Origin of the sequence: Caulobacter sp. (genome assembly GCF_039596335.1) — a bacterium.
GTDB lineage: Bacteria > Pseudomonadota > Alphaproteobacteria > Caulobacterales > Caulobacteraceae > Caulobacter.
This window is the reverse complement of record NZ_JBCNJZ010000012.1, coordinates 54454-70573: the sequence shown is the minus strand read 5'-3', so window position 1 is coordinate 70573 and position 16120 is coordinate 54454. Positions and strand designations below refer to the sequence as shown.

The 16120-nt window shown below is 67.0% G+C and carries 17 protein-coding genes; 12 read left to right on the top strand and 5 right to left on the bottom strand.

The window, feature by feature from the left end; translation table 11 throughout:
* The first annotated feature begins 3 nt into the window (after positions 1-3).
* The 4 genes from ABDW31_RS22485 (at position 4) to ABDW31_RS22470 (ending at position 3261) form a co-directional block, all read left to right on the top strand.
* Positions 4-678, top strand: coding sequence for an NUDIX hydrolase (locus ABDW31_RS22485; protein WP_343699572.1), 675 nt, complete (start codon positions 4-6; stop codon positions 676-678).
* A gap of 75 nt (positions 679-753) precedes the next feature.
* Positions 754-1551: a hypothetical protein gene (locus ABDW31_RS22480; RefSeq protein ID WP_184717435.1), complete on the top strand. Its 798-nt coding sequence runs from the start codon at positions 754-756 to the stop codon at positions 1549-1551.
* Between the two features lie 90 nt (positions 1552-1641).
* The gene (gene cysE, locus ABDW31_RS22475) at positions 1642-2475 is read left to right on the top strand and encodes a serine O-acetyltransferase (RefSeq protein ID WP_184717437.1); all 834 of its coding nucleotides are present in this window, start codon (positions 1642-1644) and stop codon (positions 2473-2475) included.
* A gap of 30 nt (positions 2476-2505) precedes the next feature.
* Positions 2506-3261 (top strand): glutaminyl-peptide cyclotransferase, encoded by a 756-nt coding sequence (locus ABDW31_RS22470; RefSeq protein ID WP_343699571.1) that lies wholly within the window; start codon positions 2506-2508, stop codon positions 3259-3261.
* Between the two features lie 124 nt (positions 3262-3385).
* Here ABDW31_RS22470 and ABDW31_RS22465 read toward each other — a convergent pair whose 3' ends face one another.
* Positions 3386-3541 carry a hypothetical protein gene (locus ABDW31_RS22465; RefSeq protein ID WP_184717439.1) on the bottom strand — a complete coding sequence of 52 codons (156 nt, stop codon included), beginning with the start codon at positions 3539-3541 and terminating at the stop codon, positions 3386-3388.
* A 73-nt stretch (positions 3542-3614) separates the two neighbouring features.
* On the opposite strand from ABDW31_RS22465, the gene ABDW31_RS22460 reads away from it, so the two are divergent.
* Both ABDW31_RS22460 and ABDW31_RS22455 read left to right on the top strand, forming a co-directional pair.
* Complete coding sequence (locus ABDW31_RS22460; protein ID WP_184717441.1) at positions 3615-4547, top strand: LysR substrate-binding domain-containing protein; 933 nt, start codon at positions 3615-3617, stop codon at positions 4545-4547.
* Positions 4548-4597: 50 nt separating this feature from the next.
* Positions 4598-4804: a DUF3126 family protein gene (locus ABDW31_RS22455; protein ID WP_184717443.1), complete on the top strand. Its 207-nt coding sequence runs from the start codon at positions 4598-4600 to the stop codon at positions 4802-4804.
* Between the two features lie 22 nt (positions 4805-4826).
* Here the strand turns inward: ABDW31_RS22455 and ABDW31_RS22450 are convergent, their stop codons facing one another.
* A complete protein-coding gene (locus tag ABDW31_RS22450; RefSeq protein ID WP_184717445.1) occupies positions 4827-6101 on the bottom strand; it encodes an MFS transporter in 1275 nt (424 codons plus the stop codon).
* A 76-nt stretch (positions 6102-6177) separates the two neighbouring features.
* Here ABDW31_RS22450 and ABDW31_RS22445 point away from each other — a divergent pair, with 76 nt between their 5' ends.
* Both ABDW31_RS22445 and ABDW31_RS22440 read left to right on the top strand, forming a co-directional pair.
* On the top strand, positions 6178-6792 hold the full coding sequence (locus ABDW31_RS22445) for a TetR/AcrR family transcriptional regulator (protein WP_184717447.1): 615 nt from the start codon (positions 6178-6180) through the stop codon (positions 6790-6792).
* Entirely contained in the window at positions 6789-7472 is a 684-nt protein-coding gene (locus ABDW31_RS22440) for a GNAT family N-acetyltransferase (protein ID WP_184717449.1), read from the top strand. The genes ABDW31_RS22445 and ABDW31_RS22440 overlap by 4 nt, the downstream gene beginning before the upstream one ends.
* Before the next feature lie 169 nt (positions 7473-7641).
* On the opposite strand, the gene ABDW31_RS22435 is transcribed toward ABDW31_RS22440, so the two are convergent.
* The 3 genes from ABDW31_RS22435 to ABDW31_RS22425 form a co-directional block, all read right to left on the bottom strand.
* Positions 7642-9624 carry an oligopeptide transporter, OPT family gene (locus ABDW31_RS22435; RefSeq protein WP_184717451.1) on the bottom strand — a complete coding sequence of 661 codons (1983 nt, stop codon included), beginning with the start codon at positions 9622-9624 and terminating at the stop codon, positions 7642-7644.
* 104 nt (positions 9625-9728) lie between these two features.
* A complete protein-coding gene (locus ABDW31_RS22430) occupies positions 9729-9944 on the bottom strand; it encodes a hypothetical protein (protein WP_184717453.1) in 216 nt (71 codons plus the stop codon).
* A gap of 269 nt (positions 9945-10213) precedes the next feature.
* Positions 10214-11017 carry a PhoH family protein gene (locus ABDW31_RS22425; protein WP_184717455.1) on the bottom strand — a complete coding sequence of 268 codons (804 nt, stop codon included), beginning with the start codon at positions 11015-11017 and terminating at the stop codon, positions 10214-10216.
* A gap of 291 nt (positions 11018-11308) precedes the next feature.
* On the opposite strand from ABDW31_RS22425, the gene ABDW31_RS22420 reads away from it, so the two are divergent.
* From ABDW31_RS22420 to ABDW31_RS22405, 4 genes are all read left to right on the top strand, one after another.
* The gene (locus ABDW31_RS22420) at positions 11309-11842 is read left to right on the top strand and encodes a gamma carbonic anhydrase family protein (RefSeq protein ID WP_184717457.1); all 534 of its coding nucleotides are present in this window, start codon (positions 11309-11311) and stop codon (positions 11840-11842) included.
* Positions 11843-12215: 373 nt separating this feature from the next.
* Positions 12216-12812 (top strand): TetR/AcrR family transcriptional regulator, encoded by a 597-nt coding sequence (locus ABDW31_RS22415; protein ID WP_184717459.1) that lies wholly within the window; start codon positions 12216-12218, stop codon positions 12810-12812.
* 97 nt (positions 12813-12909) lie between these two features.
* Positions 12910-13521 (top strand): glutathione S-transferase, encoded by a 612-nt coding sequence (locus tag ABDW31_RS22410; RefSeq protein ID WP_184717461.1) that lies wholly within the window; start codon positions 12910-12912, stop codon positions 13519-13521.
* Positions 13522-13723: 202 nt separating this feature from the next.
* Entirely contained in the window at positions 13724-16096 is a 2373-nt protein-coding gene (locus ABDW31_RS22405; protein WP_184717463.1) for a TonB-dependent receptor, read from the top strand.
* Positions 16097-16120: the final 24 nt, after the last annotated feature.

The following is a 16120-nucleotide window of genomic DNA, read 5'->3' as shown; positions in this document are numbered from 1 at the left end:
ACGATCACTCCGAAGCGTTGTAAGCCGCAGACCTATGGCCGCGGTCCGGCCGCCACAAGGGATCAGCGCGCGATGTCTCAGAAACCCGCCTGGCTGAAGCCGCACGGAAAGCCCTGGGGCGTCTCGTCCAGCCAGGTCGTTTACGACAATCCCTGGATCACCGTGACCGAGTACCAGGCCATCGCGCCCACGGGGCGGCCGGCCCTGTACGGCAAGGTCGGCTTCAAGAACCAGGCGATCGGTGTCGTGCCGCTGCATGACGACGGCACGGTGACCCTGGTCGGCCAGAACCGCTTCTCCCTGGCTAACTACAGCTGGGAAGTGCCCGAAGGCGGCGCGCCGCACGGCGAGGACCCGCTGGACGGCGCCAAGCGCGAACTGGCCGAGGAGGTGGGTCTGCAGGCCAGCGACTGGCGTCATGTGCTGCGCCTGGAGCTGTCCAACTCGGTCACCGACGAGATCTGCCACGGCTTCCTCGCCATGGGTCTGACGCCCACCGATACGGCGCCGGACGAAACCGAGGACCTAGCCGTCGCCCGCGTGCCGTTACGCGAAGCGCTGGACGCCGCCGTGGCCGGCCACATGCCCGACGCCATCACCGTGGCCCTGCTGCTGCGCGTCCATCTGATGGCGGTGCGGGGCGAGCTGCCCGCCGACCTCGCGGCCGCCATTCTCTAATTGATCCTCGTCAGATGAGATCTGCGCGATCCAGGCCAGAAGGGCGCCGTCCCTTCTGAGTCTGGAAAGACGGTCATGACCAAAGCGCCCCACCTGACGCCGCAGAGCCTTGTCGGCCGTCGCTTCGCGCCCGACGTGTTCGGCGAGGTGAAGGTGGCCCTGGTCGGCTACTGCCCGCCGCCGTCGGTGCTGGAACGCTACAATCCCGAGCGCGTCGCCGACCAGCACTTCATCCACGTCTCGCCCGACAGCGTGCGGATCCTGAACCACGCGGGACGGCGGTTCCTGTCGCTGGCCCACATCTATGGCGGGCCGGTGTCCAGCTCGACCGTCGAAGAGCTGGCCTATTACGGTATCGAGTTCGTCCTGGCCTATGGCCTGGCCGGCGGGCTCGGGACACGCGACCTGGGCATGGGCGACTATTATCTGGCCGAGGACACCCTGGCGGCCGATGGCACGACCTCGCACTACACCGGCGCGCGGATTCTGCGGGCCGACCAGGACGTGATCAACGCCACCCACGCCTTGTGGCAAGGGCCGTCCCTGCATCCGGTCCGGGTGGCGACTGGCGATGCGATCTATCGCGAGTACGACGCCCTGCTGGACCACTACCGGCTGGAGGGCTGCGACGTCGTCAATCTAGACTGCGCCCACCTCTATGCCGCCGCGCGGATCAATTCGAGCGGCCGGCCGATGCGGACCCTGCAGTGCGGGGTGATCTCCGACGTCGTCCCAGCGGGCCCGGACGCGGTGTCGACCAGCACCCTGGCGACGATGCTGGCGGGCAACAGTGACGACCTGAACCCACTGGAACGGACCGGCGATCTCGTCTCTTTCTTCGTCGAGACCTTGACCCCGGCGCTTTTGCCCTGATCTGAGCGACGACGGTTCCGTGAAGGATTTGTCGAGCATCTGGTCTATAGATGCTGTTAGTCGCATTGCCTTCTGGGAAGGGAGAGCCCGATGGCCAAGCATCTGGAAGTCGTGACGTCGGAGACGGACACCCCCGTCTGGATCGCGTTGCGCAACCAGGCCGAACACGCCGCCAAGGCCGAGCCGGCCCTGGCTTCGCTGCTGAACGCGGTGATCCTGAGCCATGACAATCTGGCCGATGCGCTGAGCTTCCAGCTGGCGCGCAAGCTGGGCGACCAGGAGCTGCGGGCGATGACGGCGCGCGAGTTCGCCGCCGGCGCCTTCCGGGCCGATCCGGCGATCGTCGAGGCGGCCGAGGCCGACCTGCGGGCGGTGTTCGAGCGTGATCCGGCCTGCAAGGGCTATGTCCAGCCGTTCCTGTTCTTCAAGGGCTTCCTGGCCCTGCAGACCCACCGCGTGTCGCACTGGCTGTGGACCGAGGGTCGCGAGACGCTGGCCTTCTATCTGCAGAGCCGGGCCAGCGAGATCTTCCAGGTCGACATCAATCCCGGCGCCCGCATCGGCAAGGGCGTGTTCATCGACCACGGCACCGGCATCGTCATCGGCGAGACCGCGGTGGTCGGCGACGACGTCTCGATGCTACACGGCGTGACCCTGGGCGGCACGGGCTCGGATCGCGGCGACCGCCACCCCAAGATCGGCAAGGGCGTGCTGCTGGGCGCTGGGGCCAAGGTGCTGGGCAACATTACCGTCGGCGACTACGCCAAGATCGCCTCGGGCTCGGTGGTGCTGCGCCCGGTGCCGGCCCACTGCACGGCCGCCGGTGTGCCGGCCAAGCTGGTCAACTGCCCGACCTGCGAGGAGCCGGCCAAGACCATGGACCATACCCTGGCCGAGGTGGTCTACGGCGACTACGAGATCTGAGTGCAGGCTTTGAAGTTCAGCTTCGCCGGGTTGGCGCTAGCGCTGACCCTCGCTGTTGGCCTGCCGGCCTGTTCGCAGCAGACCGCGCCGGTCAGCGGCTACACAGTGGTGAAGACCTATCCGCATGACACCCGGGCCTTCACCGAGGGCCTGTTCTATCGCGACGGTTTCATCTTCGAGAGCACCGGCCTTACGGGCCGGTCGTTCATCCGCAAGTGGAACCTGGAGACCGGTGTCTCCGAGCAGGAGCGCATCGTCGACAGTCGCTACTTCGGCGAGGGCATCGTCGACTGGAAGAACCGGCTCTATGAGCTGACCTGGACCGACCAAGTCGGGCTGATCTACGACATCGACACCTTCGAGAAGGTCGGCGAGTTCACCTATCCGGGCGAGGGCTGGGCCCTGACCCGCGACAACAAGCGCCTGATGATGAGCGACGGCACCTCGTTCATCCGCTTTCTCGACCCCGAGACCCTGAAGGAGACCGGCCGGATCGAGGTCACCGACCACGGCGTGCCGGTGCGCAACCTCAATGAACTGGAGTGGGTGAAGGGCGAACTGCTGGCCAATGTCTGGCAGACCACCCGCATCGTCCGCATCGATGTCACGACCGGCAAGGTCATCGGCTGGATCGAACTGGGCGGGCTTCTGAAGGAAGCTGGCGTCACCGGAAAACAGGACGATGTGCTCAATGGCATCGCTTATGACGCGGCCGGAGACCGGCTGTTCGTCACTGGCAAGCTGTGGCCCAAACTGTTCGAAATAAAACTCGCGCCACAACGTTAGATCGCGGAACCCCGTTCAGGGCATGGCGTTATATCTGCGTCCGCCCCTCTACGCCCCCCCGACCTAGTGGGCGGACCTGGGCCCCGGCCGCGAGACGCGCCGGGGCCCAACCCCTATCTGGGGCCTAGATTTCCTTGAAATTCTGAGCGCAGGCGGTGGTCTGTTTCGCCGTGAGCGCCGTCTGGCTGGCGGTCGGCTTGGCGACGACTCCGTAGATCACGGCGGTCCAGATCGCCATCAGGGCCAAGACCTGGGGAAGGGTGATGCGTGCGGAGGACATGCCCACGCTTATCCGCCGGTTGCACGCTCACGGATAACGACTTATCGGTCGGCCTTCTGTGAGGTTTCTTCACATGGCCCGCCGCCAGCTGCCGTCGCTGAACGCCCTGCGCGCCTTCGAGGCGTTCGGTCGCCACGGCCGCATGACCCTGGCCGCCGACGAGCTGTGCGTGACCCACGGCGCGGTCAGCCGCCAGATCCGCCAGCTGGAAGAGCAACTGGGCGTCGCCCTGACCGAGGGGCCGCGCTCTCGCCTGCGCATGACGGAAGCAGGGTTGAAGCTGGCTCAGGCGCTGTCGCCGGCCTTCGATCAGATCGAGGCGGCCGTGCCCCAGCCGGCCCCGGTGGGCCCGCGCCCGCTGGTCGTCTCGTGCCTGCCGACCTTCGCCATGAAGTGGCTGATCCCGCGCCTGCCCAGCTTCCAGGCCGCCCATCCCGACATTCCGGTTCGGGTGGCCGAGTCCAACGGCCCGTTCGACTTCAAGGCCGACGGCATCGACCTGGCCATCCGCATGCGCTCGCCCGACACGGTGGTGACCTACGACTCTGAGGTCTGGCCGTTCATGGAGCACTATCACGGGCCGATCATGTCGCCGCAGGTCGCCGCCGCCCAGCCGATGAGCCTGGAGCGGATCTGCACGATGCCGCGCCTCCTGACCCGCACCTTCCTGGAAAGCTGGTCGGACTGGGCGCGCAACTTCGAGGTGGATGACCTGCCGCCACCGGCCAGCGAGCAGGTGTTCGACCACTATTTCTACATGATCGAGGCCGCCGCCGCGGGCTTGGGCGTGGCGATCGGCCCCTGGGCCTTCGTACAGCGGGATCTAGCCAGCGGCCGGCTGGTCGCGCCGCTGGGCTTCACGCACGGCCGGGCCCGGATCGTGGCCGTCACCCCACCCGATGGGGCGACGCCGGAGGCCTATCTGTTCCGCGATTGGCTGCTGGAACAAGGAGCGTCCACACCTCTTCCACCAGTACTGTCTTGCGACTCTCGCGCCGGGCGCTAGTTTCGCCCCAACACCGCGCCCCGGGCGCTCAGCAGCAAAAGAGGCCCCCCGTGGACGCCAACGCCATCGCCAAGCTCGAAAAGCACCTGAAGCGCACCTTCGGCAACCCGCACATCGCCGTGAAGCCGCGCCCGAAGCAGAAGGACTCGGCCGAGGTCGAAGTCGCCGGCGAATTCATCGGCGTGGTCTTCCAGGACGAGGACGAGGACGGCTCGTTCATGTTCGAAATGGCCATCCTGGCCGAAGACCTGGACTAAGATCTGCTGACCGCCGCGCGCCTCAGGCCAGGATGGGCTTGGGGGCCGCGCGGCGGATTATCAGCGACGCTGCGCCGGCTATCAGGCCCGCCGCGCCGGCGATGACGAAGGCCTCGACATACTGGCCCTGGCTGGCGCGGATGACGCCGGCCCCGATGGCCGCCGTGGCCGCACCCAACTGGTGGCCCGCCGCGATCCAGCCGAACACGATGGGCGCATCGCGCTCGCCGAAGGCCTCAGTGGCCAGGCGCACGGTCGGCGGCACGGTCGCCAGCCAGTCCAGCCCATAGAACACCGCGAACGCCGACAGGCTGACCACCGAGAAGTCCGAGAACGGCAGGTAGATCAGCGAGAGCCCGCGCAGCACGTAATAGACGAACAGCAGCTTGCGCGGATCATAGCGGTCGGTCAGCCAGCCCGATGCGGTGGTGCCCACGAGATCGAACAGGCCCATCAGCGCCAGCAGGCCCGCGGCCTTGACCTCGGGCATGCCGCGGTCGCCGCAGAAGGCGATCATGTGCACGCCGACCAGGCCGTTGGTGGTCAGGCCGCAGATGAAGAAGCCCCCGAACAGCAGCCAGAAGGTCCGGGTCTTGGCCGCCCGGCCCAGAGCCTGGAAGGCATAAGCCAAGGCGTTCGCGCCGTTGACCGGGGCAGGGGCCTCGTAGTCGTCGGGCGCGCCATAGGGCTTGAGGCCGATGTCGGCGGGACGCTCGGGGATCAGCAGCCAGACCAGCGGGGCCAGGAACAGGCAGACCAGCGAGACGGTGATCACCACCGGCTTCCAGCCGCCGTGGTCGGCGATCAGCGCCATGCCGGGCAGGAAGATCAGCGAGCCGGTGGCGGTCGAGGCGGCCAGCAGGCCCATCATCACCCCGCGCCGGGCGACGAACCAGCGGTTCACCACTGTCGCGCCCAGCACCATCGCCACCGCGCCGCTGCCGACGCCCGCCAGAACGCCCCAGGTCGCGACGTACTGCCAGGTGGTGGTCATGAACGCCGACAGACCCGTCGACACCGCCATCAGCAGCAGGGCCAGGGTTACGGTCTTGCGCAGGCCGAACGACTGCATCAGCGCCGCTGCGAACGGGCCCGTCAGGCCGTACAGGAAGATGCCGATCCCCGCCGCCAGCGAGATCGAGGCGCGGTCCCAGCCGAACGCCTTCTCCAGCGGCAGGATCAGCACCCCTGGCGCAGCGCGCAGGCCGGCGGCCGCCAGCAGCGACAAGAAGATCGCGCCGGCCACCACGAAGGCGTAGTTCTGTCCGAAGGGGCGGCGAGGGGCTGCGGCGGTCATTCGGGCTCTCGATGTAACCGATCGGTACGGGGTTGCTCGGCTACATACGTACCGGTAAGTAACATCGTCAAGCGCCATGTCGAAACGAACGCCAGAAGAGGTCCTCTCCGGACCCTACGGACCCGCCCCTCGCGCCGCCGAGCGCATCTTCGAGACGGCGCGCGAGCTGTTCTATCGCGAGGGCATCCGCGCCGTGGGCGTGGACGAGATCGTCACCCGCGCCGGCGTCACCAAGCCCAGCCTGTACCGCAGCTACAAGTCCAAGGACGACCTGGTCGCCGCCGTGCTGCGCGAGGTCGAGACCGGCTTTTGGGACCGCTTCGAGGCGGCCGAGATCCTGCACCCCGGCGATCCCAAGGCCCAGATGCTGGCCTATTTCGGAGGCCTGGCTGAGCGCTCGGTCGGCGACGACTATCGCGGCTGCAACCTGTCCAACGCGGTGGTCGAATATCCCGACCGCCAACACGCTGGCCGCCAGGTGGCCCAGGTCCACAAGCAGCAGCTGCGCGAGCGCCTGCACGCCAAGGCCGCCGAGATGGGCGCGTCCGACCCCAAGGCCCTGGGTGACGCCCTGATGCTGCTGATCGAAGGCGTCTTCACCTCCAGCCAGATGTTCGAGGGCGACGACAAGCCGGCCAAGGCCGTGGTCGGGGCTGTCGCGGCGCTGATCGCAGCCTATTGTCCCGCATGACCGCTCACATCCTCGACCGTCCCGTCCTCGCCACCCTGACCGGCCGGCAGGGCCACTTGGCCATTCCGCACGGCGGGGCGATGCGGATGGATCCGGACTACGGCCTGTTCGCCGCTACGGTCGACCAGAGCCCCGAGAGCCTGGCCGCTCTTGGCGAGCTGGTCCGGGCGCGCGGCAATGTCGGCCTGGTCGAGCCCGTCGCGCCGCCGCCGGTTTCGGGGATGCAGGTCGTCTCCAGCGCCGTCTGCCTGCAGATGGTCGCTGAGGCCGTCGCCCCGGCCTGGGACGTGACGTTCGATATGCTGCCGCTGGGCGACGCCGACGCGCCCGAGATGCTGGCCTTGGCCACCCTGACCAAGCCCGGTCCGTTCTTCACCCGCACCCACCAGCTGGGCGACTTCATCGGCGTGCGCGTCGACGGCCAATTGGCGGCGATGGCCGGCGAGCGGATGCGCCCCGACGGCTACACTGAGGCCAGCGGCGTCTGCGTCCACCCCGACCATCGCGGCAAGGGTTATGCCGCCCGCCTGCTGCGCGAGGTCACCGCCCGCATCCTGGCGCGCGGAGAGAAGGCCTTCCTGCACAGCTACGCCGACAACGCCACGGCCATCGGCCTCTACGAGTCGCTGGGCTATCGCGGCCGTCGCGAGGTGGCGTTCACGATCTTGACGGCGGGCTGAGTAAGCCGGAGGGCGCCTGTGGGAAACTCACACTATTCCGTCATCCCGCGCATAAAGCGCGGGATGACGGCAGGGGGGCTTACGGCGAGCAACGCACCTGCCACAGAAAAACCCCGGAAGGCGGACCTTCCGGGGTGTCTTGTCTCGACGATGCGATGGCTGAAGAGCCTTACGCCTCGACCGTCTTCGCCGCCGCCTTGCGGGCCCAGCGATAGAGGCCGACCACGGTGATCGCCGCGGCGACCAGCGACAGCAGCATGCCGATGTGCTCCGACGGGGCGAAGGGCAGGGCCAGCGGCTCGCCTTTGCCGGTCGTGACGATCAGCAGCGCCAGCGAGACATTGAACAGGCTCTCGCCGACGATGAAGCCCGAGGCGATCAGGATGCCCAGGCGCTTGGCCGGTTCGGCCGCGCGGTCTTTGTTGACGATCTTCTCGTAGAGCCAGCCAGCCACAGCGCCGATGACCACCGGGGCGGTCACGGTGCTGGGCAGGTAGATAGCCAGGCCGACGCCCAGCGCCGGCAGGCTGAAGCGACCCTTGCTGGTCTTGCGCAGGATGGCGTCGACCGCCACCAGCGCCAGGCCGATCAGGGCGCCGACGCCCAGCAGGGTCCAGTTCAGATCACCACCCAGCACGCCCTTGGCCAGGGTCGAGATCAGGGTGGCCTGCGGCGCGGCCAGGGGCTGGTCCGAGATCGCGTGCAGGTTCGGGGCGCCGGCGAAACCGTTCGAACGGTTCAGCAGCTCCAGCACGAACGGGATCACGATGGCGCCCGAGATGACGCCGATGATCAGGCCGACCTGCTGCTTCCACGGGGTGGCGTCAACCAGTTGGCCGGTCTTGAGGTCCTGCAGGTTGTCGTTGGCGACCACGGCCACGGCCAGGACGCAGGTGGTGACGTACAGGGCGTAGGCGATCAGGGCCTTGGTGATGTCCGGGCCGATCATGCCGCGGCTGGCGACGCCGACCATCAGCGAGGCGCCCAGCACGGTCAGGATGGCGATGCCCGAGACCGGGCTGTTGGACGAGCCGATCAGGCCGGCCATGTAGCCGCAGACGGCGGCGGCCAGCAGGCCGGCGACGATCAGATAGCCGATGCCGATGGCGACCAGCGGCACGATCAGGCTGGCGATCGGGCCGCCGGCCAGGAAGTGGGCCAGGAACCAGCCGGCCGGAGCCATCAGCACCAGGGTGACCAGGCCGACGATGCCGATGGGCAGGTCCTGTTCGACGCGGGGCAGGGCCTCGCCGCCGCTCTTGCGCTGCTTGGCGGCTTCCAGGGCCGACTTCAGGCCGGCCAGGATCGGGCCGATCAGCTTGGCCAGGGTCCAGATGGCGGCGGCGCCGATGACGCCGGCGCCCAGGAAGCGGACCTGGGTGCTCCACACCTTCAGGGCGTGGGTGGCGGCGTCCGCGCCGGGCATCGGGGTGGCGACGGTCAGGATCGGCACCAGGATCGCCCAGGCGATGAACAGGCCGGTGAACATGGCGATGCCGACGGTGATGCCCATCAGATGGCCCGCGCCCATCAGGGCCAGCGAGCTGGAGGCGCCCAGGCCGGTCGCGCCGGCGCCGGCCTTGAAGTAGCCGGCCACTTCCGCGGCGAACACCTTCATGGCGGCCAGGGCGCCGAACAGGGCGGACGCGATCGCGCCCATGCTGACAGCGGCCAGGCCCGCCTTGCCCTCGGCCGCGCCTTCACGCGAACCGGTGCCGACCTTCAGCACCTCGGCGGCGGCGACGCCTTCCGGATAGGGCAGGGGCGAGTTGGTCACCAGGGCCCGGCGCAGCGGGATGGTGTACATGACGCCCAGGATGCCGCCGACGGCGCAGGCGCCGAAGGTGGGCAGGAACGGCACGTTTGACCACCAGCCGATCATCAAGAGGCCCGGCAGGACAAAGATCACCGACGACAGCGTGCCCGCGGCCGAGGCGATCGTCTGGACGATGTTGTTTTCCTGGATGGTCGAGGTCTTGAACGCCCGCAGAAGGGCCATCGAGATGACGGCGGCGGGGATCGAGGTCGCGAAGGTCAGGCCGACCTTGAGGCCCAGATAGACCTGGGCGGCGGTGAAAACGAGCGTGATCAGGACGCCCAGACCGATCCCGCGAAGGGTCAGTTCCGAACGTGGCGCTGTGAGGTCGGCCATTTAAGAGTCCAAAAAGTTAAGGCGGCCGGACCTTGCACGCCCGACCGCCCCAAACTCAAGTCTCGATTTTAACGAACGCCGATCGGCGTCCGCGCCATCAAAGCCTATTGCTGCGCGAGTTCCTGACAGACGCGCTTGACGTTCTTGGCTAGCCGGTCGTCCAACTCGACGACGGCCAGGGTGTAGGCGTTGGCGCAGCGTTGTTCGTTGATCAGCATCGCAGCCTGATTGGCGCGACGCCATTCCGCGGGCGTGGCCTTCAGACGCGACTGATCGGTGTAGTTCTGATTGGAGAACCGCGTCGCCATGTCGAGCTGCATGAACGGCGAACCGCGCGAAATGGGGGGCGGCCACGTGCTGGACATGCTGGGCGAGGGGGAGGGCGCCGGGGCCGGCGGAGCCGGCGATGTTTGTGCGGCGGCGCCCGCGAAGCTGATAGCAGCGAAGGCCGCAACGAGAGCATGCTTCAACATGACAAACCTTTCAAGCCAGGAGAGCTCTCAGCATTGCTCAACCTTACGGCGGTGTAAAGCGGCGTCGTCAGGGTGCGGACCGCTTCGCCCGGAAAGTGGAGCGGTCCGCATTTCGGTTAGAGAACCCCCAGCATCTCCGCGACCAGCGGGTGGCGGACGATGTCGCGGTCGGCCAGGCGGACGACGGCGATGTTGGCGACCTCGTCGAAGCGGGCGGCCACGTCGGCCAAGCCCGAAATGCCGGGCAGCAGGTCCGACTGGTTCGGGTCGCCGGTCACGACCATGGTCGAGTGCCAGCCCAGGCGCGTCAGCAGCATCTTCAGCTGCATGTAGGTGCAGTTCTGGGCCTCGTCGATGACCACGAAGGCGTTGTTCAGGGTGCGGCCACGCATGAAGCCGACCGGGGCGATCTCGATGGCGCCCTCGGCCATCAGGGCCCGCATCCGCTTGACCGACAGGCGATCGGTCAGGGCGTCGTAGAGCGGGCGCAGATAGGGGGCCAGCTTGTCTTCCATGTCGCCGGGCAGATAGCCGATCGACTCGCCGGCCTCGACCGCGGGGCGCGACAGGACGATGCGGTTGACGCGGCCCGCCTCCAGGGCCTCCACCGCCTTGGAGATGGCGATGTAGGTCTTGCCGGTGCCGGCCGGACCCAGGGCCATGACCAGGTTCTTGTTGTCGATGGCTTCCATCAACTCCGCCTGGCCGGGCGATTTTGGTTTTATCGTTTTGAGGTAACTCTGATCGCGCTCCGGATTGTTGGGCGCGCCGTCATGCCCAAGTGGGTTCCAGCTGTTGCCACGGTCGCGAACATCGATCGGCAGGCGGCGCACCTTGGCGTCATCACCATACTGGCCGGTCTCATACGCGCCTTCGCGCGCCATCCGCTTCAGGGCTCGCTTGGTCATCAAAGCCTCCATTCGGGCATGAAAAAAGGACGAGGCCAAAAGGCGTCGTCCTTACTTGTGAGCTGGTTGTCGATGAGCTGGACAGAAACGAAGTCGCGGGCGCGACCGGGCGGCTCCGGAGAGCTCGCAATACGCGGTGCTATACGCCGAAACGCCAAGAGCCACCCTCGTCTTCGTCAGCGGGGAGGAAGAAAGTGATTCCCGCTTAAGGAATGTTCCCTCTCGATCCGCCCGCCTACAATGGCAAATCATGGTTTATGGGGCGTTAACTCGAAAATCGCTCACAAGAAACGAGGCATACGGATGACTGTCTATTCGCTGGGCGCCACCACGCCGACGCTTCCGCCCCACGGTGAATACTGGATCGCGCCGACGGCCAGCGTGATGGGCAACGTGATTCTCAAGAAGAACGCCAGTATCTGGTGGGGCGCGGTGGCGCGGGGCGACAACGATCCCATCACCATCGGCGAGAACAGCAATGTCCAGGACGGTTCGGTGCTTCATACGGATGCTGGCGTTCCCCTGAACATCGGCGCGAACGTCACCATCGGGCACATGGTGATGCTACACGGATGCACGATCGGCGACGGCAGCCTGATCGGCATCGGCTCCATCGTGCTGAACGGCGCCAAGATCGGGAAGAACTGCCTGATCGGCGCCGGCGCCCTGATCACCGAGGGCAAGGAGATCCCGGACAACTCGATGGTCGTCGGCGCGCCGGGCAAGATCATCCGCGAGGTCAATGAGCATCAGGCGATGATCCTGCAGGCCTCGGCCCTGCATTATGTCGAGAACTGGAAGCGCTACGCCCGCGACCTGAAGGCTGTGGAAGGCTGATCCCCGGCGGGTGGATGTTGGGAGCGCCGCCGGCCTTTTTGGGGGGATGGCGACGACGCTCCCGCTTCCGACGTCCCGATCGAGAGGGGCCGGAAGGGGCGAGCAGACGTGAACCGTGGCGCGGGGGAGACCTCGCCTGGCGCGACGATTTGAGCACGTCGTTTCGACCATAGGTAGTATGAACCGGTTTTGGTTAGGTGTGAATGCCCATTCTTTCGCGTGGGCGACTGATGTTCGGTGACTGCTGCTTTCGGCGCAGGCTTGCGCTGTCCTCTTGAGGCGAGAGCCCGCTTCTCTGCATGCGGCTGTCACAAACCTTGCCACTTCGAGCGCCGTCGCGCCAAAAGAGAGGTTCGCAGTTGCGGGGCCAGGGATGACTCAGACACGACTGAAGGGCGCCGAGCGACGCGAGCGGTTTCTCGACGCGGCCGCGCAGATCGTCATCGAGCAGGGCGTCGCGGCCGTCACCATGGATGGCGTGGCGCACCTGACCGGCGTCACCAAGGCGCTGGGCTATCGCTACTTCACCGACCGCGACGACCTGCTGACCGCCTTGTTCGACCGCGAAACCCAGATCTATGTCGAGCGGCTGGCCACCGAGGTCGGACCGGCCTCTAGCTTCGAGGACTGGGTGCGGGGGGCCCTGAAGTACTGGTGCCGCCGGGCCGACGAGCGCGGCGAGCTCTTCATGCGCCTGGTGCGCGACTGCGGCCCCCTGGCTGAGCGGGCGCGGGCCAATCGCAAGGCTGACGCGGACGGCTGGGCGCTGGGTCTGCAGAAGGCGTTCGGCCTGCCGCCGCGCCAGGCCAGGCAGTATGCGTGGTTCATGGTGGCGGGCACGGCCGGCGCTTTGGACGCGCGCGATGGCGACGACGAGGCGATGATTGATGCGATCACCCTGGCCGTGGTCGCCGGCGCCAAGGCCCTGGCCAAAAAGTACGGCGAGCCCCGCCCCGCCAAGACGGCCTGACGCGCCTCCCAAGAGGGTGGTTGCGCTGCGCTTTAAGTGACGATAGCGTTACTTAATTGACGGGGCGTCGAGACCCCGCTTGGGGAGGCGACGACCGATGAAGCTCTATGGCGAAGACAATCCCGCACCCAATCCGCGCCGGGTCCGCATCTTCCTGGCGGAAAAGGGTCTGACCCTGGAGCACGAGCGGGTGCCGCTGCGCGAGCGGGCCCACAAGGCCAGCGTCTTCCTGGAAAAGAACTCGCTGGGCCAGGTGCCCGTGCTGGAGCTGGATGACGGCTCGTTCCTGAGCGAGAGCGTCAGCATCTGCCGCTATCTGGAAGGCCTGAACCCGCAACCGCCGCTGTTCGGCGTCACGCCCAAGGAGCAGGCGACCATCGACATGTGGATCCGCCGGATCGAGCTGCAGCTGATGCTGCCGATCGCCCACATCTGGCGTCATACCCATCCGCTGACCGCGGCGCTGCTGACCCAGTACAAGGACTTCGGCGAGTCCAACCGTCCTCACGTCGAGCGGACCTATCGCTGGCTGGACGGAGAGCTGGCCGGCCGCGCCTTCATCGCGGGCGAGGCCTACAGCATGGCCGACATCGTTGCGGTGACGACGATCCAGTTCGGCCAGTTCATCGGCGTGTCGGTCCCCGACGACTGCGGCCACGTCCAGGCCTGGTTGGATCGGATCGCCGAGCGGCCCAGCACGGCCGCCTGACGAACGGCTGCTCGAAGGGCCTTGTCACGCCAGTTAAGTGACGATAGCGTTACTTAATCGTCCCGGGCCCGATGACGATCCCCTAGATGTGGTGGACCCGACCACCCTGGCTTCCGGCGCCGCGCGCGTGGCGGGCGACGGGAGCCTGCGCCCAATCGAGATCACAAAAGAAGCCGCAAAGCGGCTCATGGAGGAATGCGCCATGCCTGTCCAATCGCGCCTTTCGCGGGCCAACAAGACCGATCTGCTGATGGGGGCGGGCCTCGCCGTCGTCGCCCTGTTCGCCGCCAACAGCGCCCTGGCCGAAGAGGCCGAGACCCGCGCTTCCAATCCCGCCGTCACCGTCGACGAGATCATGGTCACCGCTCAGAAGCGGGCCGAGAACGTCCAGGACGTGCCGCTGGCCATCACCGCCGCGCGCGGCGAGGCCCTGGCGGCCATGAACGTCACCCAGCCCCAGCAGCTGTCGCTGATCGACCCCAGCGTCCGCTTCAAGCAGAGCCTCAGCAGCAGCGCCTCGGGCCTGACCATCCGGGGCGTGGGCACCAGCAGCTTCTCGGCCGGCATCGAGCAGAGCATTTCGACCGTCGTCGACGGCGTGGTGCTGGCCGATCCCGCCAGCCTGGCCACCCTGGCCGACATCGAGCGCGTCGAGATCCTGCGCGGGCCGCAGGGCATGCTTTTCGGCAAGAACGCCTCGGCGGGCCTGGTTCACTTCATCACCAAGCGCCCCGTGCTGAACGAGAACAGCGGCGAGCTGCATCTGCAGTACGGCGAGCGCGGCGAGAAAATCCTGCAGGCGATCGGCAATGTGGCGGTCAACGAGACCTTCGCCCTGCGCTTGGTCGCCACCAAGAACGAGCGCGACGGCCTGATCCGCAACGTCGCCAAGGACAATGTCTTCACCGATCCGCAGGATGTCAGCACCCTGACCCTGAAGGCGCTGTGGCGACCCAATGACGACCTGACCGTCTTCTTCTCGGCCGATCGTACCGACAACAACGCCTTCTGCTGCTCATCGACCTGGCGCAAGGTCACGCCGGGCTACGCCCCGGCGGTGGTCAACGCCCGCTACGACATTGTCGCCGGTCCGAAGAACCTGCAGGTCGCGGCCAACGGCCCGTCGCAAAGCAAGTCGTCGGCCCAGGGCGGCACGCTGCAGATCGACTATGCGATGGGCGAGCACACCCTGACCTCGATCAGCGCCTATCGCTCGGTCAAGCGCGAGGCGTTCTATGACGGCGACCTGACCACCGTCAGCTATGTCGACACCAATGGCGGGGCCGGGAAGACCGACTGGCTCAGCCAGGAACTGCGCCTGACCTCGCCGATCGGCGAGCGCTTCGACTATGTCGCCGGCCTCTATCTCTTCCACTCCAAGGCCTCGTCGCTGATCCGTCAGCGGGGCCAGCTGAGCTGGATCGTGCCGGCCTCGAACGGCGCGGTCGTGCCGATCATTCCCGGCGCGCCGCTGGGCACGGTCTTCGAGACCTCGACGGTCAATGACATCAACTCGACCAGCTATGCCGCGTTCGGCCAGGTCGGGCTGCACATCACGCCCAAGCTGGATTTGATCGCCGGCGCCCGCGTCACCCGCGACGAGATCACCCTGGACTATCGCCGCGCGCCGACGCCGGGCGCGGTCTACATTCCCGGTTCGGTCACGCTGAGCTTCCACCAGGGCGTGGACAACACCAACGTCTCGTGGCGGATCGGCCCGCGCTACAATTTCAGCGACGACGTCATGGTCTATGCGACGGTGTCGCGCGGCTACAAGGGGCCGGGCTTCAGCGGCCTCAGCGCCGCCACCGCTGTGGCCGACCAACGGGTGCAGCCGGAAATCCCGACCAGCTACGAAGCGGGCATGAAGGCCGCGTTCTTCGATCGCCGCCTGATCCTGAACGCCAACGTCTACGCCACCACGGTCAAGAACTTCCAAGCCCAGGTCTCAGACCTGACCAGCGCCACCTATTCCTCGCGGATCACCAACGCCGGCGAGATCAAGACCCGCGGCGTCGAGGCCAATCTTATGGCGCGACCGATGGCGGGCCTGACCCTGACGGCCGGGGCGGCCTACACCCACGCCCGCTATGCCGACTTCAACGGCGTGCAGTGCTATTTCGGCCAGCCCAAGATCGCCCAGGGCGGTCCGTGCAGCGCACCGCCGGCCACGCCGAGCTCGCTGGACGGCTTCTTCAACGCCAAGGGCCTCAGCCTGGCCGGTGTGCCCGACTGGGTCTATGGCGTCAGCGCCATCTACGAAAAGTCCCTGACCCCGAACCTGCGCGGCTTCTTCCAGGCCAACTGGAACTGGCAGAGCGACATCAACTACTCGATCAGCGGCGACCCGGGCACGATCCAGAAGGCCTATGGCCTGCTGGGCGGACGCATCGGCGTCTCGGCGCCGGACAAGGCCTGGAGCGTGTCGCTGTACGCCAGCAATCTGCTTGACAAGCGCTACGCCGCCCAGATCACGCCGTCGCCGGTCACCGCGCTGAACCCCGGCGGCTACGTCCAGTACTTCAGCCCCGACTCCGTGCGCCGGACCGGGATCAGCCTGGACGTCGCGTTCTAGGATCCGTTTGTCGCAGCGCTCTTG

Coding starts and splice junctions, on each gene's coding strand:
- ABDW31_RS22480 (WP_184717435.1), top strand. CDS start 754: ATGACCAAAGCGCCCCACCTGACGCCGCAGAGCCTTGTCGGCCGTCGC.
- cysE (WP_184717437.1), top strand. CDS start 1,642: ATGGCCAAGCATCTGGAAGTCGTGACGTCGGAGACGGACACCCCCGTC.
- ABDW31_RS22465 (WP_184717439.1), bottom strand. CDS start 3,541: ATGTCCTCCGCACGCATCACCCTTCCCCAGGTCTTGGCCCTGATGGCG.
- ABDW31_RS22460 (WP_184717441.1), top strand. CDS start 3,615: ATGGCCCGCCGCCAGCTGCCGTCGCTGAACGCCCTGCGCGCCTTCGAG.
- ABDW31_RS22450 (WP_184717445.1), bottom strand. CDS start 6,101: ATGACCGCCGCAGCCCCTCGCCGCCCCTTCGGACAGAACTACGCCTTC.
- ABDW31_RS22445 (WP_184717447.1), top strand. CDS start 6,178: ATGTCGAAACGAACGCCAGAAGAGGTCCTCTCCGGACCCTACGGACCC.
- ABDW31_RS22440 (WP_184717449.1), top strand. CDS start 6,789: ATGACCGCTCACATCCTCGACCGTCCCGTCCTCGCCACCCTGACCGGC.
- ABDW31_RS22435 (WP_184717451.1), bottom strand. CDS start 9,624: ATGGCCGACCTCACAGCGCCACGTTCGGAACTGACCCTTCGCGGGATC.
- ABDW31_RS22430 (WP_184717453.1), bottom strand. CDS start 9,944: ATGCAGCTCGACATGGCGACGCGGTTCTCCAATCAGAACTACACCGAT.
- ABDW31_RS22425 (WP_184717455.1), bottom strand. CDS start 11,017: ATGGAGGCTTTGATGACCAAGCGAGCCCTGAAGCGGATGGCGCGCGAA.
- ABDW31_RS22420 (WP_184717457.1), top strand. CDS start 11,309: ATGACTGTCTATTCGCTGGGCGCCACCACGCCGACGCTTCCGCCCCAC.
- ABDW31_RS22415 (WP_184717459.1), top strand. CDS start 12,216: ATGACTCAGACACGACTGAAGGGCGCCGAGCGACGCGAGCGGTTTCTC.
- ABDW31_RS22410 (WP_184717461.1), top strand. CDS start 12,910: ATGAAGCTCTATGGCGAAGACAATCCCGCACCCAATCCGCGCCGGGTC.
- ABDW31_RS22405 (WP_184717463.1), top strand. CDS start 13,724: ATGCCTGTCCAATCGCGCCTTTCGCGGGCCAACAAGACCGATCTGCTG.